A 25,865-nucleotide genomic window follows, 5' to 3' on the forward strand; every position below is an offset into this window, starting at 1 on the left:
TCCTCAGTAACGGAACAGTCGCCAGGCCATCAGCCGGGCTACTGCAACGATCGCTTTGGCAATCAGGTAATACAGCACCGCGGCAATGGCGAAGTATTCGAAGGTGCGGAACGTTTTGACGTTGTAGTCCTGAGTCACGCCAGTGAGGTCATTGTTGAGCCCCACGATCACCCCCAGTGAGGTCATCAGCACGGCCCAGACCATCTGGTTGGTCAGCGGGTAGAAGACAATGCGCAACAGTTGCGGAACCACGATCATGCGGTAGGTCTGAAACGCACTCATGCCCAGTGAGCGTGCCGCGCGGATCTGGGTATCGGGCACGGCTTTGAGGCCGCCGCGAAAGTTTTCCGCCAGGTAGCCTGCGTTGTTGAACGTGATCCCGGCCAACAGAGCGATCCATGAACTGACATGCAGGCCTAGGGAGCCGAGACCGAAGTACAGGACATAAATCTGGAACAGCGACGGGGTATTGCGGGCAATGGATACCCAGGCATTGCCAACGCCGCGCAACAGCGGGTTTTTGGTTTCGCGCATCACCGTCAGGGCCAAGGCGATCAGCACGCCGAAAATCATCGACAGTGCGGCGGTCTCGAAGGTGACCACAGCGCCTGCGAGCATGTCGGGCAAGGCCCGCAGGGCAGAGCGCCATTGGAAGGTGTAGTCAAACATGGGCAGGGTTCTCCAGTGAGGCAGTGGTTTGCAGCCACAACGGCAAGCGACCGCTGGCCGTGGCGCTGCATGCCGCATCCACACACTCGGCGAGGCTGGCGAAATGCACCTTGCGCCCCACCAGGCCGGGGGCGTAATGGGCGTATTTACCCGAATTGGTCATCAGGTTTCTGGCGGCAGGCGGGATCACCGGCTCACCGAGCATGCACCAGCAGGTATCGCTGACCAGCGTGGCGCCGAAGGCTTCGAGCACGGCGATATGCCCGGCTGCGCGAGCTTGTTCCAGGATGGCGCGACCACAGGTGATCGCCAGCACCACCTCCGGGTGGCGCTGGCGGCCCTGACACAGGCGTGCCAAATGGGCGAATTCGCTGAGGGAGAAGTGCGGGTTGCCCAGCGACACCACATCCACCTTGGGGTCGCGGGCACTGTTGAGTTCCTGCCAGCTCAGCCGCAAGTCCTGCAGGCTGATCTTGATCACCGGTAACGGGCCATCCACTACCTGTTCCGGATTCAGCGCTTCGGGTGTAACGCCTGCGATATGAAACAGCGGTGCAGCGCTGGTGGTTGCAAAGGCCGCGCCGAAGGCTTTGAGGTCGTCCTGGTCCGGGTGCTGCTGCTCCAGTCCTGAAACCAGCGGGATGCGGCTGCCGGCCAGGGCTCCAATGTGATAGCCGAGCAGGGGGTAGAAGGCGTCGTCGAGGTTGGCCAGTGGCGGTAACTCGACGTGCAGACGGGCCTTGCGCTGACTTTCCAGATGGCAACCAATCAACGGCGCACGGCCGGTGAGGGCGATGCAAATATCCAGATAGTCGGGGTATTTGAGCGTGCGTGCGCCAAGCACGCTGTTGGCGTAAACCACCGCGTTGGATTCGGCCCAGACGATCTGCTCGCCCGCCTTGGGCGCGCTGTCGAGCAGGTAAGGCGCGCAGGTGAAGCTCAGTTGCGCGCCCATGGCCATATACGCATCGCCCAGCGCACTGGCCGGCACGCCGAGCGCCGGGTCTATGCCCAGTTCACGCCAGCGCCGCTGGTCTACGGAAATCGAATTAAGAGTGGTGGGCACTCGTACCTTGGCGCCCCATTCAACCAGTTGCTGGGCAAAGCGCAGGCTCGCAGGCCCGGTATAAATGCAGCCGTCGATATGGGCCTGGGTAATGTCAATCAGTTGCCCGGCACCTTGCAGTTGCGCCATGCGCAGCACGATTTGCATCGCGACTTGGGCCGCCTTTCCGTAACTACCGTCGAGCAGTGCCCGATCGTGCTCGGTCAGCTCAATCGGGGTAGCGGAATCTGTAGTGGGTACATCGCTGAGCGGTTCTGATGTGGTGTCGTCAGGCACCGAGTCGAACAGGCTCAGGTGTGTGCCGTCGACCCTGGCGAACGCTTTGCCGCGCAAGGCGCCAAACGCTTCCTTGCCGATGCACAGCACCGGCAGGGAACGTTCGAACAGGGTCCGGGCCACCAGCACGCCAAGGGTCAGGATCTCATCGGCTTCAGCCAGCACCAGTGCGGCGGGGGCGTGGCCGTTGCTGATCAATTCCATCATCACGCTGCTGCCGGTACAGGAGCCGCGCCCGCTTGGAATTGCCAGTACCCGGCCAGCCAGGCATTGCCCGCTGAGCGGGTGGTGACGGTCAATCACCTCACCACTGAACGGGTCGACGCCGCCCCAGAAACTCAGGCCGACATCGGCGTACAGCAAAGGGCCAAAGGCCGCGCCATCAACCAGGCTGCGACCGGCAAGAGAACTTTTCCCGGACATGCTGGATACCTCAGTAGTAGACGTGAGGTACGGTCAGATCAGCCGGTGGAATCTCGGTACCGACCCATTTGACCCACAGCTCCTTGTAGCGTCCGGTGCGTACTTGCTGGTTGACGAACAGGTTGAGGTAGTTGAGCAGGCCGTACTCGTTGCGCTTGGCGCCTAGGGACACGTAATCAACCACGTAAGGCGCGTTACCGGCGACTTTGAGGTTTTTGTACTTGCCTGATTTAAGGGTAGCTGCGGCCACGGTATTGGTGACGACGGTGGCTTCAATATGGCCTTGGGCAACGGCCAACAAGGTGTCGTTTTGCGACTGATAGGCACGGAACGAGCCGCTGCCCCAGTTTTTCACGTCTTTTTCCAGGGCGATGGCTTCATAAGTGCCGCTGGTGTTGCCCAGCGCCTTGCCTTTGAGGTCGGCGAAGCTGTTGATGCCGGTATCGTCGCGGGTCAGCACCACCATCTGGAACGCGAAGTACGGAATGCTCAGGCCAACGGTTTTGGCGCGCTCCAAGGTGTCCGAGGTGGATGCCACGATAACGTCGGCGCGACCCGAGACCAGCGCCGGGATACGGTCGGGGAAAGGTGTTTCGACAATTTCGGCATCGACTCCGAGTACTTTCGCCAAGTCGTTGCAGTAGTCCACATCGAAGCCTACCGGCTTGTTGGCGGCATCACGCGAACCCATCGGCGGGAAGTCCAGGGTCACGGCGCAGCGCAGTTTGCCCGAGCCAATAATGTCATCAAGCTTGTCGGCCTGGGCGGTGGCAATAAAGGAGGTACTGAGAACAGCGCTGAGGGCTACGGCAAATACGGGGTTTTTCATAGAAGCCTCGAAGTCGTTGAAGTGCTGTTAAATGTCGTATTGAGAATTTCGTATACGATATTTGTTTAGCAAATCATGTGCCGATTTTTCCTACAGGCCCGCAATTAGTTCGCGAATGAGGTTTTTGCTGGCTTGTGTGATGGCACTCAGGAGCAGGAGGGATGGCCGGGTAGCAGGGTGGTGTTACAGAAGGGAGCATTGCCGTAGGAAATGCCCCACAAGGGAACACTTAGTGGCATTTTGCGGTATTGGTTATGGCTTTGGCTTTGGGCAGTATGGGCGCGAGGGGATTTCTTGAGAGCGTGAACCATCGTGAGCTACATCAATACAGACTTGCTACTGACGGCTCCTGTTGACCTGACTTTACTCGCGCAGGCCATGGCGCCGGAGCATGAGGACAATTGTCCGGTCAGTTGTTTGCAGGATTCTTATTTAGAAGGTGTTGGCCATAGAGTGGTTTTGGAAGGTTTTGGCCCGCAGGGTAGTTACGACACACCTGAAGAGAGCATCAATGTGCTGCTTGATGCTGTTGAGCAGCTCCCGCAAGCGCTGAAACCCCTGTGGCAAGCCTGTACGCAAAAAACAATGGATATCGGTTTTCGAAGTGATGAGTTTTCGCACAGCCTGACTTACCCGCTCTGTTTCGGCACGCTTGCCCGCATGCACATATTGGGGATTGATCTGGCTATCACGGTTTACTGAAACCTGCCTGAGGAGCGTACAGAGATACTTCAACCGTGGGAGCGAGCCTGCTCGCGAAAATCATTCGCGAGCAGGCTCGCTCCCACTAAGGGCTTGATCTGGAACAGAGTATCTACTGGTGTTTGGTCCTTGCGCAGGTCAATGGCTCTGCGGCAAATGCTCAAACAGGGTTTTGCATACACCGGCAATGTGCTCGTCGAGCAATTTGACCGCCCGCTCTACATCACCGGCACGGCAGGCGTCGAGAATCTCGCGGTGTTCGTGATCGGCGCGGTGTTTGCCTGCCGATAAACTCATCTGCATACGCAGGTAGCGTTCAAGCTTGTCATTGACCGAACGGATCAGGCTGATCATGAACGGGCGCTGCGCAGGCTCGTAAAGGCAGGCGTGCAGTTCCCAGTTGAGTTCGGCCCAGCGCCCCACATCATCTTCGCCGACAAATTCCTGGCAGATGCGCTCGGCGCGGGCGAAGGTGTCTTCGGTCATATTAGGAATGGCCAGGCGCAGCAACTTGTCTTCAAGTAGCATGCGCACTTCGAACATCTGTGCCAGTTCCACCTCGGAAATCCGCGTGACCATGGCTCCGCGATTACGCTGGAACATCACCAGCCCTTCAGCTTCGAGGCGTTTGAGGGCTTCGCGCACCGGGATTTTGCTGACATTGAACTGGCGGGCGATATCGTCCTGACGGATCGGCTCGTCTTCAGCGAAGTGCCCGGCAACGATGGCATCACGCAGGTGCAGGGTGATGATTTCCGACGTGGAAGGGGAGTTGCCCAAGTCGGGAGCATTAAATTTTGGGTGGGCCACGGCGGTCATCGTTCGCTGGAAAAAAGATATGGTATACGAAAAACATAGGGTATTCCTTGTGCCGATGGTCGGCCAGGTCTGATTTTTGTGCGGGCGGGCTTGCACCCGCGTCATTATCCAGGTCGTGGCGCTTGCCTGCCCACAGCCGTGCATCACGAAACATCGGGCTGTTCTGGAACGACGCCAAATGGTCGAGTTCGGAGTAGGCCTGGCGCACGTTGAACTTGCTGTCTGCGGCACCGTCGTTCAGGTCTACTGGCAGCACGTTCGCAGCAACCGGTTTTTTTGGTGCTTGCAAGCCGCCGTTACCGGGCAGGGCGCCTGGCCGCAAGTCGGCTGCCCTGCTGCGGTTTGCGCCACTGCAGGCTTGATGTCATGCTCCGGGTCGATATGACTCATGCACAGAGAATCACACAAGGGCAGCTGTAAATGGCTTCGGTTAAAGATGTCGCACGATTGGCAGGGGTCTCCCTGATGACCGTGTCCCGAGCGATCAATACCCCGCAAAAACTCAACGCAGAAACCCTGGCCACAGTGCGCAAGGCCATCGAGACCCTGGGTTATGTACCCAGCGAGTCTGCACGCAAGATGCGCGGCGGTCTTTCCAGCAGCAAGACAATCGGCGTCTTCGCCCTCGACACCGCAACCACGCCTTTCGCCGTGGACATGCTGCTGGCACTGGAGCGCACGGCGCGGGAGAACGGTTGGAGCGTGTTTATCATCAACGTCTTCGAAACCCCTCCAAACCAGCAAACCATCGACCTGATGCTGTCCCATCGACCTGACGGGATTGTGTTCAGTGCCATGCAATTGCGTGAGTTGGATATTCCCGCAGTGTTGCGCGATTACCCTTTGGTGCTGAGCAACTGCTTGAGCAGCAGTCCTGATGTGGCGTGCTATGTCCCGGATGATGAAGACGGCCAGTACCAGGGCGTGCGTCTGGCGTTGCAGCGCGGCTATCGACGCCCGCTGTGCATCAATCTGCCGCGCCACAGCATGGCCTGGCAACTGCGTCAGCAAGGTTTGGCGCGCGCCCTTGAGGAGGCCGGGCTTGCCCTGGACAGCATCCAGCAATACGACCTGTCCGCGGATGATGGCTATGAAGAAGTCATCAGCGAGCTCAGCCGGCAGTTGGCTGAGTCGCCCTCAGTGCCCGGTTTTGATCTGCTGATTTGCGGCAATGATCGTATTGCCCTGATCGCCTACCAGTTTCTGCTCGGCCAGGGCCTGAAAATTCCGGCTGACATTGCCGTGCTCGGTTTCGACAATATGGTGGGCGTTGCAGAGCTGTTCTATCCGCCATTGACCACTGTGCAATTGCCCTATTACGCAATGGGTCAGCGTGCAGCTCTGCACCTGATCGAGAGCAAGGACGAACCCTTCACCCACAGGGTGGGTTGCCCGCTGGTGGAGCGCCTGTCCCTGTAGCAGCCCCTTCACTTGTCGGCTTTCAGTCCGAGTGCTGCAGCAGGCGATTCAGCCGCTGTGGATCGTCCGATTTGAAGGGCGGACGCTGTCGCAGGCGGGCTCATTTCTGAAAAGCGCAACACTTGCTGCCGAAAAATCGGATAATGGCCGCCATTTTGTTTAGCTCGTTATTCTGGTAATCCCGCATGGAAATTAAGGTCAACTTTCTCGACAACCTTCGACTTGAAGCCAAGTTCGATGATTTCACGGTCGTTGCCGATCAACCGATTCGCTACAAAGGCGATGGTTCGGCTCCAGGCCCATTCGACTACTTTTTGGCTTCGTCGGCGTTGTGTGCGGCGTATTTCGTAAAGTTGTACTGCGCGACCCGCAACATTCCCACGGAAAACATCCGCCTGTCGCAGAACAACATTGTTGACCCGGAAAACCGCTACAACCAGATTTTCAAGATTCAGGTCGAACTGCCGGCAGATATCTCTGAAAAGGACCGTCAGGGCATTTTGCGTTCCATCGACCGTTGCACCGTAAAGAAGGTCGTGCAAGCGGGCCCTGAGTTTGTGATTGAAGAGGTGGAAAACCTCGACGCCGATGCCCAGGCGCTGCTGATGCCCGTTTCCGATTCAGAGACCGGCACTTACATTGCAGGCAAGGATCTGCCGCTGGAGCAAACCATCGCCAATATGTCCGGCATTCTGGCTGGCCTGGGCATGAAAATCGAAATCGCTTCGTGGCGCAATATCGTCCCCAATGTGTGGTCGCTGCACATCCGCGATGCGCAATCGCCGATGTGTTTTACCAACGGTAAGGGCGCGACCAAGGAAGGCGCGCTGGCGTCGGCATTGGGTGAGTTTATCGAGCGTCTTAATTGCAACTTCTTCTACAACGATCAGTTCTGGGGCGAAGAAATCGCTAATGCAGCGTTCGTGCATTACCCGGAAGAGCGTTGGTTCAAGCCGGGGCCCAAGGACGCGCTGCCGAGCGAGATTCTTGATGAGTACTGCCTGAAGATTTACAACCGCGAAGGCGAGCTGCGTGGCTCGCATCTGATCGACACCAACTCCGGTAATGAAGAACGCGGCATCTGTTCGCTGCCGTTTGTGCGTCAGTCGGATGGCGAGGTGGTGTATTTCCCGTCCAACCTGATCGAAAACCTGTTCCTGAGCAACGGCATGAGCGCCGGCAATACCCTGCCTGAAGCTCAGGTGCAGTGCCTGTCGGAGATCTTTGAGCGTGCGGTAAAACGCGAAATCATTGAAGGTGAGTTCGCCTTGCCGGATGTGCCGCAAGAGGTGCTGGCCAAGTACCCGGCCATTGTTGCCGGGATCCAGGCACTGGAAGAGCAGGGGTTTCCTGTGCTGGTCAAGGATGCGTCCCTGGGCGGTGAATTTCCGGTGATGTGCGTCACCTTGATGAACCCGCGTACCGGCGGTGTTTTCGCCTCGTTCGGTGCCCACCCAAGCCTGGAAGTAGCACTGGAACGAAGCCTGACCGAGTTGCTTCAGGGGCGCAGTTTTGAAGGCCTGAACGATCTGCCCCAGCCGACTTTCGAAGGTCATGCGGTGACTGAGCCGAATAATTTCGTCGAGCACTTTATTGACTCCAGCGGTGTGGTGTCATGGCGCTTTTTCAGCTCAAAATCCGATTACGAATTCGTTGAATGGGACTTCACCAGCCAGGGTGAAAACGCCAACGCCGAAGAAGCCGCGACCTTGTTCGGCATTCTCGAGGGCATGGGCAAGCAAGTGTATATGGCGGTGTACGAGCATCTCGGGGCGAAGGCCTGTCGCATCCTGGTACCGGACTATTCGGAAATCTACCCGGCTGACGATCTGATTTGGGATAACACCAACAAAGCGCTGTTCTTCCGCGCCGATATTCTGAACCTGCACCGCCTCGACGAAGAAGAGCTGAAAGCGCTGGTTGAGCGTCTGGTTGAAAGCGAGCTGGATGACTACACCGATATAACCACCTTGATCGGCATCGAGTTTGACGACAATACCGCCTGGGGTCAGCTGACGATCCTGGAGCTGAAGCTGCTGATCTACCTTGCCCTCAAGCAGTATGAAGAGGCAAAAGAAGCGGTGGAAATGTTCCTCCAGTACAACGACAACACCGTTGATCGTGGTTTGTTCTACCAGGCCGTGAATGCGGTGCTGGAAATGGAACTGGACGAAGACCTGGAACTGGAAGACTACGAGGTCAACTTTCGCCGCATGTTCGGCAACGAACGGATGGACGCGGCGATCGGCTCGGTGCGAAGCAGCGTGCGTTTCCATGGCCTGACACCTACCAGCATGAAGCTGGAAGGGCTCGACAGGCACCTGCGGTTGATCGACAGCTACAAAAAACTGCATTCGGCACGGGCCAAGGCGGTGGGCCTGTCGGATTGATCTGACGTTGCCATCGCGAACAAGCCCGCGCCCACAAGGTTTAAATAACCACTGTGGGAGCGGGTTTGCTCGCGATGACAACAAGCCGGTCAGTCAGTTATGCCAAGGCATCGCTGTCAATGATGGATCGCAATTGATCGCTCAGCTCCAGGCAGCAATGCTTCAATGAACTGATGAAGTTATCGACCAATGGAGAGTAGGGACGATGCTGGGGGCGCACCACACTGACGGTGAACGGAATGGAAAGTGACAGCCTGCGAATTTCCAACCCGAGCTTCGCGTAGGCCAGTGCCGTGAGCGGGTTGATAATGGAAATGCCTACCCCCAGGGCTACCGTTGCGCAAACTGCCGCTGCGCTGTGCGTTTCAACGACCAATTGCCTGCTGATCCCCGAACTGTCGAATAAATTGTCGATCTTGTTGCGATAGGGATCGTTGCTCGCCAGAGAAATGAACGGCTGGTGCTCAAAGTCTTCGGGGTACAGAACCGCCTTGGCACACAGCGGGTGCCCGGTGTGCAGGATACAGACGATATCCGAGGTGAAGATGGTCTCCAGATCGGTGCCCGGGGGAGCGCTGTTGTCTTCTATCAGCCCCAGATCAAAACGCTGCGAAGAAAGCCACTCGTTGAGCAACGGCGAATCCTGGGGCGTAATGCTGATTCCAACTGCGGGGTATTGATCCAGGAAATGTTTGCAGACCTTGGGCGCCACTGCTTGGGAGAAAGCTGGCAGGCAAACGATGCTGATTTGCCCGTGCCGGTACTGGCGAATGGCGTCAGCGGCCTTGACGATCCGTTCCAGGCCGAAGTAAGACCTCTTGACCTCATCGAAGAGCAGTAGCGCCTGTTCAGTCGGGACCAGCCTGGCATTGGTGCGCTTGAACAAGGTCAAGCCGGTCAGCGACTCCAGCCTGCCCAGTTCTCGACTGATGGTCGGTTGTGAGGTGCGCAACAGGGCCGCTGCGGCGGTAGCGCTACCGGCTGTCATGACCGCCCAGAATATCTCGATATGCCTGAAGTTGAGCGACGCCATGGCGATCCTTGCCTCGGTAATGGTGAGTTTTTGACCATATCAGATATGAATTGATTACGTATAAAGTAGTATTTTTAATCTATCTGAACCTTGCAGAAAATGGCAGGCAAGCAAGTATGCCCGCTGATTTTCAGAGAGGTTCCAATGGATGGTTTCAGTTACAAGCAAGGTGTTTTGCATGCCGAAGGGGTGGACTTGGAAAGCCTGGCTGAAAAGTTGGGTACGCCGTTGTTTGTCTATTCCACGAGTACCCTGGCGGCGCATTTAAAGAGCATGCGTGACGCTTTTCAAACGATTGACCCGCTGATTTGTTTTTCGGTCAAAAGCTGCAGCAATTTGAGCATCCTGAAGCTTCTGGTTGAGCAGGGGGCGGGGCTGGATGTGGTCAGCGGGGGCGAAATCTACCGTGCGCTGTTGGCCGGTGCTCGCCCTGAAACCATTGTGTTTGCAGGCGTGGGCAAGTCTGTGCAAGAGATCACCTATGCACTGCAGGCAGGGATCTATCAGTTCAATGTCGAGTCTGAGGGTGAACTGGCGAGGATCGATGCGATTGCCGCTCAGTACGGCTGCAGGGCCAGGGTTTCAATCCGGATCAATCCCGATGTGGCGGATCGCGATACGCCGCAGAAAACCGCCACAGGAGGGCGTCAAACCAAGTTCGGCATTCCGGTGACACGTTCGGCACGTCTTTACGCTCCAGGGTTGTACGGCAACGTCGACGTTGTCGGAATCCATGCACACATTGGTTCGCCTATCCATGACAGCGCGTCTTATCTGGCTTGCATTGATGTCATCGAGAAACTGCTGGATGAGGTGGAGCAGGCAGGCGCCACTGTCGAAACTATCAATATTGGCGGTGGCTTTGCGGCCATTTATGAGGCCTCTGATTGCGCGAGCATTTCGTTGCAGGAAATGGGGCGGATTATTTCTCAGCGGCTACTGGGGCTCAAGGCGCGGGGGGTGCGGTTCGTGATCGAGCCCGGCCGCTCTATCAGCGCCAATGCTGGTGTGCTGTTGACGCGTGTCGAATACATCAAGGAGGGCTGGGATCGGCAGATTGTGATTGTCGATGCGGGCATGAATATCTTGCTCCGGCCCACGCTTTACGGCGCACACCATGCCATGTGGCCGATCCGATATGGGCATTTCAGCGGGCACTGGACACACCTGAGCACTTCTTCGAAGTCCGATTCACACGCCACGCTATCGCCCGCGGATGTAGTGGGGCCGATTTGTGAAACCGGCGACTTTTTTGCGTTGTCGCGACCTCTGCCAATACTTTCGGAGCGTGACACCCTGGCCATTTTTTCGGCAGGTGCTTACGCCATGAGCATGGCCAGCCAATACAACTCGAAAGTTCGCCCGGCTGAAGTGCTGGTCATGGGCGAGGAGTATCGGATCGTGCGTCACAGAGAGCGCTTTGAGGATCTGGTTGCCAGGGAGATGGATGCTATTGGCTGAGGATCGATCTGGTAAGGCCAATTAAGATAAATAATAAATTGGTCTTGCCAATATTTTTTCCTGCGTGTAGTTTTCGAGGCGTGATCATCCAGGCGGCACTCAAGCCAGCCAACAACAATAGGAGATCCAGATGCCCTGTCTTGCTCCCTGCGTTGCTGCGCCCCCTTGTTTGCCCCCCCCTCACTCGTCTCGCCAATACCCGTTAGCCCTTGCACTAACGACGGAGAATAAAAAATGCTGACTGTGATCTGTAACGAGCCGCGCTCGCTCACCGCTATCGAAAGCCCGATGCCTGACCGCCAGCCCGGCGAAACCCTGATCAGAATCAAGCGGGTGGGGGTGTGTGGCACTGACCTGCACATTTTCACCGGCAACCAGCCGTTTCTGGAGTACCCGCGGGTCATGGGGCACGAGTTTTCCGGGATCGTCGAAGCCAGTGACGAGGGCAGTGGCCTGGTCGCTGGGGATGTTGTGTACGTAATGCCCTACATCTCGTGTGGCTCTTGCATCGCCTGCCGCCAGGGCAAGACCAACTGCTGCACCCGTATCCAGGTGCTCGGTGTGCACTGTGATGGCGCCTTTACCGAATACCTGAGCGTCGCCCATCAGTTCATCCACAAGGCCGTGGGGGTTTCGCTGGACCAAGCGGCAATGATCGAGTTTTTGTCCATCGGTGCCCATGCAGTGCGCCGCTCCAACCTCCAGGCCGGGCAGCGTACGCTGGTAGTCGGCACCGGGCCGATAGGCATGGCGGCGGCAATATTTGCCGGGCTGCGCGGGGCTGTGGTCACCGTGCTCGATACCCGTGACGACCGCCTGGATTTTTGCCGCAAGCACTTGAATATTCACGCGGCAGTGAAAATTGGCGAAGGTGATAAAGAGGCGCTGGCCGAGCTGACTGAAGGCGATTTCTATGATGTGGTGTTCGATGCCACCGGCAACGCCCGGGCGATGGAGCGCGGATTTGAATTTATCGCCCACGGCGGTACCTACGTGATGATCTCGGTGGTGCGTGACTCGATTACCTTCTCCGACCCTGAGTTCCACAAGCGCGAAGCCACCCTGATGGGCAGTCGTAATGCCACCGTTGAAGACTTCCGCTATGTCGAGCAATGCCTGCGCGACGGTTTGATCCCGGATCAGGCACTCAACACCCACCGCATCCCGCTTAGCGAAGTTGCCACCCGGTTCACCACTCTGCTGGACCCGCAGCAAGGCGTGGTCAAAGCCATTATCGAGTGCTAGGAGCGTGGCGCTGCCTCTGCCGCCAAGGCCTGAGCAGCGCACCTGAACCGTTGAGGAACCACCATGAACCCTGCTAACTCATCATTACTGGTACTGACTGCAGGTGATGACGTCGCGGTTGCACGCGGCGATATCGCCTGTGGCCAGCTACTGTGTGCCGATGGCCTGTGCGTTACCGCGCTGGCCGATATCCCGTCGGGACATAAAATCGCCCTGCGCGATGTGGCCCAGGGACAGCCGGTACGCAAATATGGCCAGATCATCGGCCAGGCAAGCAGCGATCTGCGTCCCGGTGAGCATGTTCACGTGCACAACCTGCAGATGCCGCTGGCCAGTTCCACCCACTCGTTGGCCAACGTCTACCAGCCCACCGTTTACCACACTGACCAGGCTCGTTTTGCTGGCTATGTTCGTGCAGACGGTCGTGTCGGTACGCGCAATTACATCGGGGTAATTTCCAGCGTCAATTGCTCGGCCACCGTGTGCAAACAAATTACTGCGGCGTTCGATGCCGGGTATCTGCGCGATTACCCCAATGTTGACGGCGTGGTCGCCATCACCCACGGCAGCGGCTGCGGCATGGGGGCCAAGGGCGAAGGTATCGAGATCCTCAAGCGCACACTTCACGGCTATGCCGATCATGTGAATTTCGCGGGTGTGCTGGTCATCGGTCTGGGATGTGAAGTCAATCAACTGGCCCCGCTGATGGAGCAGTTGGCCGACCGCACTGCAGTACTCAAGGCCAGTCTGGTGATCCAGGACGCGGGGGGCACCCGTGAAACGGTGCAGCGTGGCATCGGTCTGGTACGGGCCATGCTCGCGCAGGTTAACAGCCAGCAACGCAGCAGCGTGTCGGCCAGCCACCTCATTGTTGGCCTGCAGTGCGGTGGCTCGGACGGTTATTCCGGGATCACCGCCAACCCGGCGCTGGGTGCGGCAGTTGACTTGGTGGTGCGTCATGGCGGTACTGCGATCCTCTCGGAAACCCCTGAGATTTATGGTGCCGAGCACTTGCTGACGGCCCGCGCGGCCTCGGCGCCGATAGCCGACAAACTGATGGGGCGGATTCATTGGTGGGAGGAGTACGTACGCCAGCATCACGGCGACATGAACAACAATCCATCGCCTGGGAACAAGGCTGGAGGTATCACCACCATTCTCGAAAAATCTCTCGGCGCAGTGGCCAAGGCCGGTTCTACAGGCCTGATGGGGGTGTATGAATATGCCGAGAGGGTCGAGCACCAAGGCCTGGTGTTCATGGACACTCCCGGGTACGACCCGGTGTCGGCCACTGGCCAGGTAGCGGGCGGGGCGAACCTGATTTGCTTCACTACCGGGCGTGGCTCGACCTATGGTTGCAAACCCACCCCGTCACTGAAAATCGCCACCAACACCCGGCTGTTTCAACGCATGTCATTGGACATGGATTTCAATGCCGGAGGGATTGTCGACGGTGAAGAATCGGTGGCCGAAGCGGGCTCACGCTTGTTCGAACTCATGCTCGCAACAGCCTCTGGGCGCAAAACCTGCAGTGAAGAAAACGACATGGGTGACAACGAGTTTGTGCCCTGGCAAATCGGCGCGGTGATGTGAGACCAACAAGCCAAAGGCCCCAGCACCGAGGTTAGTGCAATGCGCCTCGACCGCTGTGGTAGCCTTTGGCATCATTTCTCGGACTCTGCCTCGATGGTCTCTTCCTTTGCGTCTTCAGAGCGCAAGCTCTACCAGAAAATCGCCGACCGGTTGCGTGAATACATCGTTCAGGGTGACTTCAAGGTAGGCATGCGCTTGCCTCCTGAGCGCGACCTGACGCAGTTGCTCGGTGTATCGCGACCGTCGCTGCGAGAAGCGCTGATTGCTTTGGAAATCGAAGGCAGCATCGAGATCAGGATGGGGTCGGGCGTCTACGTCGCTGCACGCTTGCGCGAGGGTGGCGCACGAACGGTTACGCTCGGCGAGAGCCCGTCCGAACTGATGCAGGCACGGGCGCTGATCGAAGGCGAGGCGGTGGTGCTGGCGTGCATGCACGGGAAAAAAAGCGACTACCGTTACCTCAAGGATTGCATCGAGGCCATGCGTGCGAGCATCGAAGCCAATCGCCCACCGCTGGAAGACGACCGCAAGTTTCACCACCGCCTGGCAAAAATGACCGGTAACTCAGCGTTGCTAAGGATCATAACTTCGCTGTTCGATGAGCGTCACAGTCCAATTTCTGCGCACCTTAGCGAGCGCTCGGAAAACCACGGCACCTGGGATGCAGCAGTGATCGAACATGAAGCGATCTTGCACGCCCTGGAATGCAAGGACGTCATTGCTGCCCAGACTGCCATGCGCCAGCATTTACTGTGTTCCGAAGCGCGTTGGTTGGGGGCGCTGGAGGCTCCCTAGCCTCACACACATCGAATACATGCTCGAACACGTGCAGTGGCGGGCGGCTGAAATGCAAGGCTCGTTACGAAAATCCTCTAGCCGCTGCCGTAGGAACGAGGCTGCGTCCGGCAGCGCAGCCGTCGTAAATTCAGGCAGCGCGGTGTATCAGTCAGACAAGGGGCCTTGATTTTACGATTGCCTCGCAACCGAATTCAGCCTCGTTCCTGCGGCAGCGGCTACCAAGGCCTGCGTTCCCTGTCGGCAGATGAAATCGCGCAATTACCCGCTGAAAAAATCCGCTGGAGCCCTTAATCTAGACGCCTTTATCCTGTGTGCGGATTGACCATGCCTTCAGTTGCCGATGGGTTGCCCAGTAATACACGCTTGCCAGCGGTCATCGCGATCTCCCTGGGGATCGGCATGGCGACCCTGGATACCGCCATCGTCAATACGGCGCTGCCGACCCTGGCCGAAGGCATCGGCACTGACTCTGCCTCAGTTATCTGGGTGGTCAACGCCTACCAACTGGCGACCATTGCTGCGGTACTGCCTTTCGCCGCGCTCAGTGACGTTTTGGGTCATCGAAGGGTGTTTCTCGGCGGCCTGCTGGTATTTATCGTCGCGTCACTGTTCTGCGGTCTGGCCTGGTCACTGCCGACGCTCACAGCAGCGCGAGTGGTACAGGGCTTGGGCGCGGCGGCGATCATGAGCGTGAACATCGCGCTGTTGCGGCATATCTACCCGGCGAAAATTCTTGGCCGTGGGCTGGGCTATAACTCACTGGTGGTGGGGCTGGCCTTTACCTTGGGGCCGACGGCAGCGTCGGCGATCCTGTCCGTAACCACCTGGCATTGGTTGTACCTGATCAATGTGCCGCTGGGCCTGCTGGCCGTTGTTCTCGGGCTGCGTTCATTGCCGGTAATCCCCATCAGCGGGCATGCCTTCGACCGTCTGGCCGCGATCCTGTGTGCCGGGATGTTCGCCTTGCTGGTACTGGGCCTGGGCTCATCGGTGCACGGGGGCGAGGGGGGGTTGAGTCTGGGCCTGATCGGCGTGGCGCTGGCGTGTGGGCTATGGCTGATGCGGCGCCAGGCCGGGCATCCAGCGCCGATGCTGGCGATTGATCTGTTCAAGCGGCCGCTGTTCGCCTTGTCCTCCCTGACTGCCATTTGCGCGTTCAGCGCCCAGGGTTTGGCATTTGTGTCGCTGCCTTTTCTGTTGCAGACGGGGCTCGGCCACAGCCAGGTGGCCACGGGGTTCCTGATGACGCCCTGGCCTGCGGTGGTGGCAGTCATGGCGCTGATTGCCGGGCGCTTGGCGGACCGGGTGTCGCTGGCGCTGCTGTGCGGGACCGGGCTGCTGATGTTGAGCGCGGGCATGGCGTCCCTGGCGCTGTTGAGCAACAACGCTTCGACCTTTGACATCGGTTGGCGCATGGCCTTGTGCGGTGCCGGTTTTGGTTTCTTCCAGTCACCCAACCTCAAGGCAATCATGACCAGCGCCCCGATGGCCCGCAGTGGCGGTGCCAGTGGCATCGTCGCCACCTCGCGGCTGATGGGGCAAACGCTCGGCGCGTCACTGGTGGCGTTGTGTTTTCACCTGTCTACGGACAGCGGTCCGCAATACGCGCTGTGGCTGGGCTGCGCTTTTGCCCTGGCGGGCGCGCTGGCCAGTGTTTTGCGCCTGATGCAGAGCCCGGAACAGAGCTGAAGGGGTCAGGCTCTGCCAATTAAATAGTCAATGTTGATCACAGCACCCGATGATGAAATACCTGCATCTGGTGCTGCCGGTAAGGCGCCAGAGAGGGTTTACTGCGCGACCTCGACAACCCTTGAGCGCAGCCGCGCCGTTTGGCGGCTATAAGCAGTCGGGTAATGGGCGTGAGTGGGGGGAGTCGGGGTTTGACGAATACCTGGAAAGAGCGGTCCGTTCACCTGCTCGACCGTCGTCTGCAGGTGATTTCGATCTGTTTTGTCTTGAGGCTGATTACAGATGATTAGTTGGTGAGGTATCTGGCACCCGCGTGATGTCGGCTTACTTCGATCCAGCGCCGATCTGCCAGACGTAGGGCGGCTCGGTATTGTTGATTTCCCAGTCGCCGATAATGCGTTCCTTGTAAATGAGCGGGTTGTGCGAGGCCGCAGTGCGGGCGTTGCGCCAGTGACGATCGAGGGCCTTGCCAGTGCTGGTGGCCGAGGCGCTGAGGGCGTTGAACAGGTCACTGGTGGCGCGCAGCACAAGGTCGGCGATCACCACTTGGGCCTGGGCCGATTCCAGTTCGGCCGCGATGTTGGCCTCGCGTTCTGCGACTTCGTTATGGGCGAAGCGGCTTTCATACGCTATCTGCAAAGCGGTCGCCGCGCGCAGGGTGGTGGCGCGTGCGGCATAGACCTGCGCCGATGCCTTTCCTACCACTTGCTGCACCTGGACGTCCTGGCTGACGTGGCTGGCATTGCCGGTGCTGAAGATGCGCGTGCGTGTGCGCACTTCTTCCGTGATGTCGCGCACCGCGGCACGGCCGGCACCGGTCTGAACCGCCAACAGCACCAGTTGATAGAAGGCCGTTTGGTACTTGAAGCGGGTGGCGAAGTCGAGCAGGTTTTCGGGCTCCACCACGACGTTTTCGAATACCGAGGTGCCGCTACCAGTGGTGCGCTGGCCAAAGCCATCCCAATCGTCGCTCTGCGTGATGCCCGGTTGTTGCACGCGGACGGCGGCAATCACGTCGGCACCGTTGTCATCGCGCTGGGCATAGAGGTCGATCCAATCAGCGAAGATGCTACCGGTGCTGTAGTACTTGGTGCCATTGACCACCCAGTGTTCGCCCAGACGCGAGACACGAGTGCCGACCTGGCCGATCTTGACACTGCCGATTTCGGTCCAGGCATTGCCCACCAGCTCACCCTCGACAAAACGCTTGAACCAGGTGTCCTGTGGTGCGTCGGCTTGGGCATTGAGGCGGTCTTCGACAAAGGCAAAGTGACCGCGCAACGCCTGTGGCAGATTGGAGTCCGCTTCGGCCAACTCGATCAATAATTCAAACAGTTGGGGCAGGGAAGCGCCTGCGCCACCGTACGGGGTTGGCACACGCACAGCGCCAAAGCCGGCTTCCTTCAGCCATTTCACTTGTTCAAAGGGCAGGCTGCGGCTTTGCTCGCGTTCCAGTGCACCAGCGGCGATGCGTGCAAAGATCGGCCGGAAGCGCTCGGCCAGGGCCTGGTAGTCAGTACCGGTGGAGAGGGGGCGTGGTAGGTGTTGTTGCTGGACTGTCATGGTGCAACTCCTTTTGGAAGGCAAGAGACGCAACAGCGCGGTCGATCTGTTGCGTACTGCTGTCAGTGCACAGGTCGTGCCTGGCGCTGTAAAAGCCGTTTTACAGGCCATGCGAGGTGTCAACGGTCCTCACTCCTGTCGCCTGCCGGGCAATTTGTTGAAGCGCTGACCGCCCGACAACAGAGGTCCGGGTGGGGCTATGTGCCAAACGCCGCGTGACAACTGTTGTGAGTGCAACAGTTGATCAACAGCATGTCCGTCGGGCGACACTGAGCGTTTACGAAATATACATAACTAATTGATTTATATTGAATTACTGAATTGGCACGGTTGCTGCTCTAGTCCTTGCGCAGGTGCCGCGGTGGCCTCTGCCATCACGAGGACGGGCAATGAGCAGCACACTGAAAGTGGTTGCGGTATCCGGGAGCGTGCAGCGGCCTACGCGTACCCTGGTGCTGCTTAAGGCACTGATCGCCGGTCTTGCGCAAAAACTTCCGATCGAGCTGCACCTGATCGAGTTGTCCGAGGTCGGACCGCAGTTTGCCGGGGTGCTGCGCCGTGAAGACTTGCCCGCTGCGGTCGAGGCCGATCTGCAGGCCATTGAAACGGCCAACCTGCTGATTGCTGCCAGTCCGGTATACCGTGCCTCATACACGGGGCTGTTCAAGCACCTGTTCGATTTCGTCCATCACCAGGCGTTGAACAACGTGCCGGTGTTGCTGGCCGCCACCGGTGGCTCGGACCGCCATGCCCTGATCATCGATCACCAGTTGCGCCCGCTGTTCGGCTTTTTCCAGGCCCTGAGCTTGCCCATCGGTGTGTATGCCGCCGAAGCCGATTTCACCGATTACCAAATCACCAGCCCGCAGTTGCTCGAGCGCATCGAGCGCGCTGTCGAGTCGGCGGTATTGAGCCTCACTCCGACTGTTCAACCGGACGCCAGCGCAGCCTGACGTTCCGGCTCAACCCTCACTTCAACGAATCAATGGAGTACATGCAATGAGCCAGGACAACATTAAGTTTGCCTACTGGGTTCCCAACGTCAGTGGCGGCCTTGTGGTCAGCAAAATCGAACAGCGCACTAGCTGGGATATCGATTACAACCGCAAGCTGGCGCAAATCGCCGAAAAGGCCGGCTTCGAATACGCCTTGTCACAGATCCGCTTTACCGCCGGTTATGGCGCCGAAAATCAGCACGAATCGGTGACCATCAGCCACGCACTGTTGGCCGCCACCGAGAAGCTCAAGGTGATCGCGGCCATCCTGCCTGGCCCATGGAGTCCGGTGCTGGCAGCCAAGCAGCTGGCCACCATCGACCAGTTCACCAACGGTCGCGTCGCGGTGAATATCGTGTCGGGCTGGTTCAAAGGCGAGTTTCGCGCCATTGGCGAGCCATGGCTGGACCACGATGAGCGCTATCGTCGCTCGGAAGAATTTATCCAGGCGCTAAAGGGCATCTGGACCCAGGATAACTTCAGTTTTCATGGCGATTTCTACCGTTTCCACGACTACACCCTCAAACCCAAGCCACTGCAGCAACCGCACCCGGAAATCTTCCAGGGTGGCAGCTCGCGCGCGGCGCGGGACATGGCTTCGCGGGTCTCCGATTGGTACTTCACCAACGGCAACACTGTCGAAGGCATCAAGGCCCAGGTCGACGACATTCGGGCCAAGGCCGCGATCAATGGCCACTCGGTGAAAGTAGGGGTGAATGCCTTTGTCATCGCCCGCGAAACCGAGGCCGAGGCCCGCGCGGTGTTGCAGGAAATTATCGCCAAGGCCGACCCCGAGGCCGTTAACGGTTTCGGCAGCGAGGCGAAGAACGCCGGAGCTTCCAGCCCGGAAGGCGAAGGCAACTGGGCCAAGTCCACCTTCGAAGACTTGGTGCAGTACAACGATGGTTTCAAGACCAATCTGATCGGTACGCCTAAGCAGATTGCCGAACGTATCGTCGCACTCAAGGCGGTGGGCGTGGACCTGGTGCTCAGTGGTTTTCTGCACTTTCAGGAGGAGGTGGAGTACTTCGGCCGCAAGGTGTTGCCGCTGGTGCGTGAGCTGGAGCGCGAGGCGGTGGCGACCAAAGCTGTGGCGTAAGAGGAGGGCTTCGCCCTGCACCATAAGCGCCTGGGAGCTCGCCGTCGGCGTGTTTGCCGGGCTTGGGGCCCTCGTCTGTCGCGATCCCGAAACTGGCGGGTTACGACGTGACATTCTGCGAGGGGCCACTGCTGCTGATTTTGACGTGTGTCAGAACCCATGCGTGTTTCGAGAGTCTGAAAAGACTAACGTTCTCAAAGCTCTGTAGGGAGAGGGCGTTCACCCTCTGCAAATCGCTGGGCGCTGAGTGGCCCTGTGAGCGCGTGTAGGACCTGTTTTCATCAATGAACAAGGGATATTCCATTGATCAAGCAATTCGTTTTAGGGCTGTTGGCTGTGTCTGTACTGGCCGGATGTGGTGACGACAAAGAGAAGGTTGTGCGGGAGAAGATTGGGGAAGTGAAGGTCGCTTTCGATAACCGACCACAAGGGGCTCTAAACGAGGCTGGGACTCATAGTCTGACCTCTGCTGACATTAACGCCTGTGTATCTCAGTTGACTGATGCCAAGGCGAAGCTGGACCAGATTCAGACTGAATACGCTTCTACGCAAGCCGTTCAGTCAATGGAAACTCAGATGTTTGCTGGAAAGCTTCGTGGTCAGTTAGCGACCTGCAAGCAAACCAAGGCTCAAATGGGCTGGTAATGCTCGTTGCGGTCCGGTTTGCTTTCTCGAATGGAATCGCCGGACCTCATGACATATGCCGTTGAATGTTCAATAGGTGTTACAGAGAGTTTGAGTGCCTATCTGGTTGCAGTACGTCTGTTTCGGACGATTGCTTTCATAGTTTTGCCACGCTTGGGCTGCTTGCTGAGCCTGAACTGGACATTACTTGCGCTTCGTTTGCGAATTTCTGCATGTCGAATTGGTAGTTGCTCAAATTGGCTGCGATATACCGTTTACCCAAAGCTCCTGTTTCTGGAGACATGTGACCATTTACGACGTATTTATGAACGGCTTTAAATTGTTGTGGCAGTTACCCCTCCACCTCCAATCTGGATCTAAGGTGCCTCCCAAATGTAAGCCAGCGATTAGTCTTCAGGGCAAAGTCAGAGTGATCACGTAAGCTCCCGACAGCACCGGTTTTCCCGAACCTTCCACCAACTCGTATTGTTGATTGTAATAGCGACCATCTGGACTGCTGCCAGCGAGCAACTTGACTTTGACGTTGGAATGCCCGGTAGCACTGACAGAGCTGACCGATTCAACTCTACGCACGCTTACCGCACTGCCAAGCTGTGGGCTCGGGCACCTTTTGAACTCAAAGGTCGAACTCATTTTTACATTGGTGATACAGCCCGACTCCTCAATACTGCCGTGAAACTGGATAACCCCTTGCCCTAACGGGACGGCAGCCAAGCTAACACCGCTCAACGCAAAGACCAGGAATGTACCTATCGCCAATCGATTATTGTCCATGCTAATGCTCCTTTGGATTGTAAGGAACGCATCGATAATTCTGGCTGATATTTTGAGTTTATTTTGGAAACTTCAGATGTTTTTTCTCGAAAGTGAATCGTCCCTAATGTTGTAGAGTCATTGGAGATCCGCTTTTGTCCGATTTCTGCCTGTCGCTATCGGCAGCTATAGGTCGATAGTGTAGTGGTTAACTAATCCCGGACACGACGTTAAGTTTTGTCTCGGCCTGGTCAGCATCCGGGTTTCCTGACAACGCCCAGCCCACTATCTGACGCGCATACAGATCCATAACCACGGCCAGGTAGTGCCATTTTTCTTGCGCCCAGATGTAGGTGATATCACCGCACCAAACCTTGTTTGGCTCGGGAACATCGAACTCACGATTCAGTGTGTTTGGAATGTCAGGCCGCTCTACCGTTGCTTTTTTGTAGGCATGTGCGCCAGGCTGCTTGCTGATCAACCCCAACCCCCGCATCAAGCCACGCACCTTGAAACGTCCGATCTGCTCGCCATCTTCCTGTAACATCAACACAATACTGCGGCTGCCAGCAGCGCTTCGACTTTGGGTGAACAGCTCGTTGACTCGACTACGTAATCGAATCCTCTCAACACCCGGAGATCGCCGCCTCAGGCGATGGGCGTAGTACGTCGAACGGGTGATTTCGAACACCTCGCACAAGCTTTCAATGGGTTCATGGGCGCTTAGCAGATGGATCGGCGCGTGCGCTAGAGGTCTTCCTACATCAAGAGCGCGGTAGTCTTTTTTAGTATCGATTTATCTCGTTCGAGACTAGCGATTCGAGCTTCCCGCTCCAGGATTTTTTGCTGCTATGGGGTCAACGCCTTGCTCTGTGGGGTTACACCTGTGCGTTCCTGTTGAAGCTGGCCAACCCAACGGCGCAGAGCCGACTCGCTAATGCCGAATGAGCGACTGGCTTCGATGAAGCTGTGATTTTGCTTAGCACGAGGTCAGCAGCCTCGCGTTTGAATTCAGCGGAAAAGACACGGCGTTGTTTGGTCATCTGACACCTCGATCTGGCGAGCATTCTCGCCTAAATGGGTGTCCGGAATCATTAGACCACTACAAGAGCACGCCATAGCTCTTGAAAGGGAACCACTCACTTGACTCGCAGCGAGGAGTGTAAATAGTGGGCCGACTTTTCATCGGCTTCACCTGACGCTAAAAGATGGGCAGTTGAATTGGTAAGCTTGTAAATCCGCCACAAAGTTGCTGCATGACGTGGCACCACCGATGAAGAAGCCTTGCGCTTGGTCGCATTCGATACTGCGTAGAAAGTCGAGTTCTGCTCGGGTCTCTACACCTTCAGCAACCACCGTAAGGCCCAGTTTTCGACTCAGATCCACGAGGCTGCTCAGTGCTGAGGCTAGACTTTCATTTTCAGCACAACCATGCACCAATGAACGGTCTATCTTGAGCTCACTGAAGGGCGTGGAAACCAGATTGAAGTAGGAGCTGAATCCCTTGCCGAAGTCATCCTGAGCTAAACCAAACCCCATCATGCGCAATCGGCAAGCGCCGGCGTAATAATTGCCCAGCTCTTCGGTGGTTGAGCTTTCCATCAACTCAAAGACGATGCGGCTCGGCTCAGTACCATGGTTCACAACGTAATTGTGCAAACGGTCAACCAAGTCGTGCTCATTCAGTAAGTGAGTAGGCAAGTTGATTGACACAGGCATATCCCGGCCCAGCGCGCGCCACTGTCTTTGCGCCTGCAAGGTTTGCTCGAGCATCAGCCACAGTAGTCGCTCTTCCAGCCCCAGGCTGATCAGTGCGGATAGAAAATCTTTGGGCAATAACAGCCCGGATTCTGGATGGGCCCAGCGCACCAGGGCTTCGGCACTGAGAATGTTGCCATTACGCAGCGATATCTTGGGTTGGAACCAGGCTTGAATCTGCCCATTGTTCATGGCCAGTTCGATACTGCGCGGGTCAATATTGAGGGTATGTACGCAGGCCGATTCAGCATTGAGTCGGGCTACCGCTAGGCGTGCTTTCAAATGTCTGAGCGCATCGGTCTCAACCGGCTTGGCGATCAGGCCGAGGACTGAGAGCCCAAGGTTTTTAGCCGCCAACTCGGCACTGACCAGCATGCGACGCGGCGCGGCACTGACCAATGCCAGCGCTGGTGGTTGTTCCAGGGCAGCAACTTTCTGGATCAATTGCACGCCGTCCATGATGGGCATCAGTAAGTCGCAGAGAAGCAAATCATAGGCATGACGGGCTAGACACTCCAACGCGACAACGCCATCCCGGACGGTGTCTACGGTAAAGCCGCCAACCTCATTAAAAACTTTCAGCACATACTCAAGCTGAAAAGGATGCGCCTCAACGATCAGTACACGATAGGGTTTCACGGGTCCCTCCTTAAATTGTGTTGAAAGCAGTAATGCCTGATCAGCCAGTTATTCAATCCCGCATTCACACGCGAGCCCGTCCGGCCACCAGTGGGCATCCATGCCCATGCCGTCCAGTCAGTTAAAAACGTGCCAAACGGTTATCAACGCCAGGATTTAAATCGTGATACGGGCAACCTCCGTTACGAGTCGAGATGGATTTCCGGGAGGCTCATAACACCCGAGTTGAGAAGGTCTACACGCTTCCAGGTATTAACCCACCACACTAATGCTTTCAAAATAACGGTATTCATCGAAACCATTAAGATGTTTGCTTGTTCTTTAATTTGGTGCACTTGGCCTGTTTTGAACTTGCAAAGGTGGTGTTTTATGTTGCTCGGTGCCGTACGAAGACTGATGTGCGTATCGGTTGATTCAGCCGCGTTGCCGTTCTGGGATGTAAGAAGCGCCAATATGAGTTTCAGGCTCGATAGCTGGTCGGTCCACTGCATCCACGCTTGTTTTATTTCGCCGCTTATGCTTCGGTCGTGTCGGGTAGCAAGAGTCACTAGGGATTCATAGAGGTTCTGTGGAATGGTCACGTCGAGTTTTTCTGCAGATGTGACTTCTACGTTGTTACTTTGATTCATAACGCTTCTTCCTCCTGGAGCTATATGCAGTCCTGATGTCGCATATGTTGTGTGTATGTGCGGGGTCAATAGGTTTTTGCCCGGCAGTCACCCGTCACAGAGGCAATACTCGGTGATCAAGTTATCGGCTTTAGTGATGATGATGCCAGGGCACAGATTATTTAAATCCATGCCCATTAATGTGGTTATAGAGGGTGAGGACATAGTCCGCACCAGGTGTTATTAAAGAGACCTCACATTAATAGCGGGTAAAGGTACAGCGCTTCAAAAGGCCGATATTGTTTGTGCATTGCGGTACTCATAATTGATGGCAGGTGGCCATTATATATTACTTGAAGGTAATATCGATGTTCGCAGATGCTCGAAAAGGGCCAACTTTAGGCGTAGTACTGAGCCACTTAAGGCTCGCTAAAAAGTTTTTTCTGACGTTGGTGCCATTCACCAGTCCCAGCTCTACGGGGGTGTTCATAGGGATAAAGCTCATCGGTGTATTTTGCTGTGATAGCACAATCCCGAAGCCGCTGTTGCTGGTCGGCAGGATAGTGGTTGTGTCCTGCACGGGGTATGTCGAGCTGAAGCTGGCGTTCAGAACCTGTCCCTGGCAATCCTGGCCACTGTCGGGCCCTGAGATGTCGGCGCTTATGGAGAAGGGCACCTGTTTTTCGATGAACCCCACCCTGGCATTTTGACGTGGAATGCTACCAAAGTTTACAGCCGAGCCGTTATTTGCAGTCACGGTCACTTTAGGGTTACACGAGATAAACCTGATATTGCCCAGCCCGGATACATAGGCATTGAAGTTGCTGTCGGCGACATTGTTAAGTCCGCCCACACCATCGACCTGGAACAAGGAGTACGCCCCGGTGTTGGTTATCCTGCCGCCCGGTGGCGGTGCGGCTCCGGTGGCCTTTATATATATCGAATAGGACACCGTCAAACTGAGAGATTGCGCAGGCGACAAGCAGGTAGAGCCTCTTTTTCGGCAACGTGTTCCGGGGCCGATATCTTGCCGCGCTGAATTCACCAACTTGTAGTCAATACTGCCGTAGTTAACCCCTATTTCAATTGAATTATGAATGCTCTTCAAATTGTTTTTTGGGTCCCAATACAGGTAGGCATTTTCTCCGCCAGGATGGTTTCGATCGTCAACACACTGGAAGGTCGACGTGAACGTCGGGGAGCGCCACAGCAATGCGCCCGGCACGGTATTGGCAGTAGAGACCTTGATCTGTTCAGCGAGCACAATATCCTGACGGATGCTGCCGTTCTTTTTACATGACAAGGCATAACTATTAGATGAGACCGCTGCCAGGGTGATTATCAATCCGGCGGTCAGTCCTCGATGTTTATGCGTTAATAAAAAAAACATATG

The 25,865-nt window shown here is 56.8% G+C and carries 22 protein-coding genes and 2 pseudogenes; 12 read left to right on the forward strand and 12 right to left on the reverse strand.

Annotation, left to right across the window (positions count from 1 at the left end; genetic code table 11):
• Nucleotides 1-3: 3 nt before the first annotated feature.
• Genes U5A05_RS11555 through U5A05_RS11565 form a run of 3 tightly spaced genes read right to left on the reverse strand, consistent with a single transcriptional unit; the run spans nucleotide 4 to nucleotide 3,263 of the window.
• Nucleotides 4-669: an amino acid ABC transporter permease gene (locus U5A05_RS11555; protein WP_261742198.1), complete on the reverse strand. Its 666-nt coding sequence runs from the start codon at nucleotides 667-669 to the stop codon at nucleotides 4-6.
• Nucleotides 662-2,434 carry a cis-3-hydroxy-L-proline dehydratase gene (lhpI, locus tag U5A05_RS11560; RefSeq protein ID WP_321836433.1) on the reverse strand — a complete coding sequence of 591 codons (1,773 nt, stop codon included), beginning with the start codon at nucleotides 2,432-2,434 and terminating at the stop codon, nucleotides 662-664. The genes U5A05_RS11555 and lhpI overlap by 8 nt, the downstream gene beginning before the upstream one ends.
• A gap of 10 nt (nucleotides 2,435-2,444) precedes the next feature.
• Nucleotides 2,445-3,263, reverse strand: coding sequence for an ABC transporter substrate-binding protein (locus U5A05_RS11565; protein ID WP_261742200.1), 819 nt, complete (start codon nucleotides 3,261-3,263; stop codon nucleotides 2,445-2,447).
• 312 nt (nucleotides 3,264-3,575) lie between these two features.
• Between U5A05_RS11565 and U5A05_RS11570 the strand changes: the two genes are divergently transcribed.
• Nucleotides 3,576-3,965: a hypothetical protein gene (locus U5A05_RS11570; protein ID WP_321836434.1), complete on the forward strand. Its 390-nt coding sequence runs from the start codon at nucleotides 3,576-3,578 to the stop codon at nucleotides 3,963-3,965.
• 138 nt (nucleotides 3,966-4,103) lie between these two features.
• On the opposite strand, the gene U5A05_RS11575 is transcribed toward U5A05_RS11570, so the two are convergent.
• Both U5A05_RS11575 and U5A05_RS11580 read right to left on the reverse strand, forming a co-directional pair.
• Nucleotides 4,104-4,775, reverse strand: a complete 672-nt coding sequence (locus tag U5A05_RS11575; protein ID WP_321836435.1) for a GntR family transcriptional regulator — start codon at nucleotides 4,773-4,775, stop codon at nucleotides 4,104-4,106.
• Nucleotides 4,756-5,073 (reverse strand): hypothetical protein, encoded by a 318-nt coding sequence (locus tag U5A05_RS11580; RefSeq protein ID WP_321836436.1) that lies wholly within the window; start codon nucleotides 5,071-5,073, stop codon nucleotides 4,756-4,758. The genes U5A05_RS11575 and U5A05_RS11580 overlap by 20 nt, the downstream gene beginning before the upstream one ends.
• A 131-nt stretch (nucleotides 5,074-5,204) precedes the next feature.
• Between U5A05_RS11580 and U5A05_RS11585 the strand changes: the two genes are divergently transcribed.
• A complete protein-coding gene (locus U5A05_RS11585; protein ID WP_321836437.1) occupies nucleotides 5,205-6,203 on the forward strand; it encodes a LacI family DNA-binding transcriptional regulator in 999 nt (332 codons plus the stop codon).
• A gap of 185 nt (nucleotides 6,204-6,388) precedes the next feature.
• Nucleotides 6,389-8,593: an OsmC domain/YcaO domain-containing protein gene (locus tag U5A05_RS11590; protein WP_321836438.1), complete on the forward strand. Its 2,205-nt coding sequence runs from the start codon at nucleotides 6,389-6,391 to the stop codon at nucleotides 8,591-8,593.
• A gap of 97 nt (nucleotides 8,594-8,690) precedes the next feature.
• Here U5A05_RS11590 and U5A05_RS11595 read toward each other — a convergent pair whose 3' ends face one another.
• Nucleotides 8,691-9,626 carry a LysR family transcriptional regulator gene (locus U5A05_RS11595; RefSeq protein ID WP_321836439.1) on the reverse strand — a complete coding sequence of 312 codons (936 nt, stop codon included), beginning with the start codon at nucleotides 9,624-9,626 and terminating at the stop codon, nucleotides 8,691-8,693.
• Between the two features lie 144 nt (nucleotides 9,627-9,770).
• On the opposite strand from U5A05_RS11595, the gene lysA reads away from it, so the two are divergent.
• From lysA to U5A05_RS11625, 6 genes and pseudogenes are all read left to right on the forward strand, one after another.
• Nucleotides 9,771-11,087 carry a diaminopimelate decarboxylase gene (lysA, locus tag U5A05_RS11600; protein WP_321836440.1) on the forward strand — a complete coding sequence of 439 codons (1,317 nt, stop codon included), beginning with the start codon at nucleotides 9,771-9,773 and terminating at the stop codon, nucleotides 11,085-11,087.
• A 234-nt stretch (nucleotides 11,088-11,321) separates the two neighbouring features.
• Nucleotides 11,322-12,332: a zinc-binding alcohol dehydrogenase family protein gene (locus tag U5A05_RS11605; RefSeq protein ID WP_261742208.1), complete on the forward strand. Its 1,011-nt coding sequence runs from the start codon at nucleotides 11,322-11,324 to the stop codon at nucleotides 12,330-12,332.
• Between the two features lie 63 nt (nucleotides 12,333-12,395).
• A complete protein-coding gene (locus tag U5A05_RS11610; protein WP_321836441.1) occupies nucleotides 12,396-13,925 on the forward strand; it encodes a UxaA family hydrolase in 1,530 nt (509 codons plus the stop codon).
• Between the two features lie 93 nt (nucleotides 13,926-14,018).
• Nucleotides 14,019-14,720, forward strand: coding sequence for a FadR/GntR family transcriptional regulator (locus U5A05_RS11615; RefSeq protein ID WP_321836442.1), 702 nt, complete (start codon nucleotides 14,019-14,021; stop codon nucleotides 14,718-14,720).
• Between the two features lie 327 nt (nucleotides 14,721-15,047).
• Entirely contained in the window at nucleotides 15,048-16,412 is a 1,365-nt protein-coding gene (locus U5A05_RS11620; protein WP_321836443.1) for an MFS transporter, read from the forward strand.
• Nucleotides 16,413-16,545: 133 nt separating this feature from the next.
• Nucleotides 16,546-16,698, forward strand: a pseudogene (locus U5A05_RS11625) (aldehyde dehydrogenase family protein); the annotation flags it as partial.
• Nucleotides 16,699-16,736: 38 nt separating this feature from the next.
• Here U5A05_RS11625 and U5A05_RS11630 read toward each other — a convergent pair.
• Complete coding sequence (locus U5A05_RS11630) at nucleotides 16,737-17,975, reverse strand: acyl-CoA dehydrogenase family protein (protein WP_321836444.1); 1,239 nt, start codon at nucleotides 17,973-17,975, stop codon at nucleotides 16,737-16,739.
• A gap of 389 nt (nucleotides 17,976-18,364) precedes the next feature.
• Between U5A05_RS11630 and msuE the strand changes: the two genes are divergently transcribed.
• The 3 genes from msuE to U5A05_RS11645 all read left to right on the forward strand — a co-directional run bounded on the left by msuE (nucleotide 18,365) and on the right by U5A05_RS11645 (nucleotide 20,714).
• On the forward strand, nucleotides 18,365-18,928 hold the full coding sequence (gene msuE / locus U5A05_RS11635; protein ID WP_261742212.1) for an FMN reductase: 564 nt from the start codon (nucleotides 18,365-18,367) through the stop codon (nucleotides 18,926-18,928).
• Between the two features lie 46 nt (nucleotides 18,929-18,974).
• Nucleotides 18,975-20,069 (forward strand): dimethylsulfone monooxygenase SfnG, encoded by a 1,095-nt coding sequence (sfnG, locus tag U5A05_RS11640; RefSeq protein WP_261742213.1) that lies wholly within the window; start codon nucleotides 18,975-18,977, stop codon nucleotides 20,067-20,069.
• 303 nt (nucleotides 20,070-20,372) lie between these two features.
• The gene (locus tag U5A05_RS11645) at nucleotides 20,373-20,714 is read left to right on the forward strand and encodes a hypothetical protein (RefSeq protein WP_261742214.1); all 342 of its coding nucleotides are present in this window, start codon (nucleotides 20,373-20,375) and stop codon (nucleotides 20,712-20,714) included.
• Nucleotides 20,715-21,107: 393 nt separating this feature from the next.
• Here U5A05_RS11645 and U5A05_RS11650 read toward each other — a convergent pair whose 3' ends face one another.
• The 5 genes and pseudogenes from U5A05_RS11650 to U5A05_RS11670 all read right to left on the reverse strand — a co-directional run bounded on the left by U5A05_RS11650 (nucleotide 21,108) and on the right by U5A05_RS11670 (nucleotide 25,862).
• Entirely contained in the window at nucleotides 21,108-21,488 is a 381-nt protein-coding gene (locus U5A05_RS11650; RefSeq protein WP_321836445.1) for a type 1 fimbrial protein, read from the reverse strand.
• A gap of 229 nt (nucleotides 21,489-21,717) precedes the next feature.
• Nucleotides 21,718-22,510, reverse strand: a pseudogene (locus tag U5A05_RS11655) (IS3 family transposase); the annotation flags it as partial.
• Between the two features lie 148 nt (nucleotides 22,511-22,658).
• Entirely contained in the window at nucleotides 22,659-23,864 is a 1,206-nt protein-coding gene (gene pvrR / locus U5A05_RS11660) for a response regulator cyclic di-GMP phosphodiesterase PvrR (protein WP_321836446.1), read from the reverse strand.
• A 182-nt stretch (nucleotides 23,865-24,046) separates the two neighbouring features.
• Complete coding sequence (locus U5A05_RS11665) at nucleotides 24,047-24,493, reverse strand: hypothetical protein (protein WP_261742217.1); 447 nt, start codon at nucleotides 24,491-24,493, stop codon at nucleotides 24,047-24,049.
• A 328-nt stretch (nucleotides 24,494-24,821) separates the two neighbouring features.
• Nucleotides 24,822-25,862, reverse strand: coding sequence for a fimbrial protein (locus U5A05_RS11670; protein ID WP_019822634.1), 1,041 nt, complete (start codon nucleotides 25,860-25,862; stop codon nucleotides 24,822-24,824).
• Nucleotides 25,863-25,865 lie beyond the last annotated feature (3 nt).

It is taken from the genome of Pseudomonas kulmbachensis (assembly GCF_963681935.1).
Classification (GTDB): Bacteria; Pseudomonadota; Gammaproteobacteria; order Pseudomonadales; family Pseudomonadaceae; genus Aquipseudomonas; species Aquipseudomonas kulmbachensis.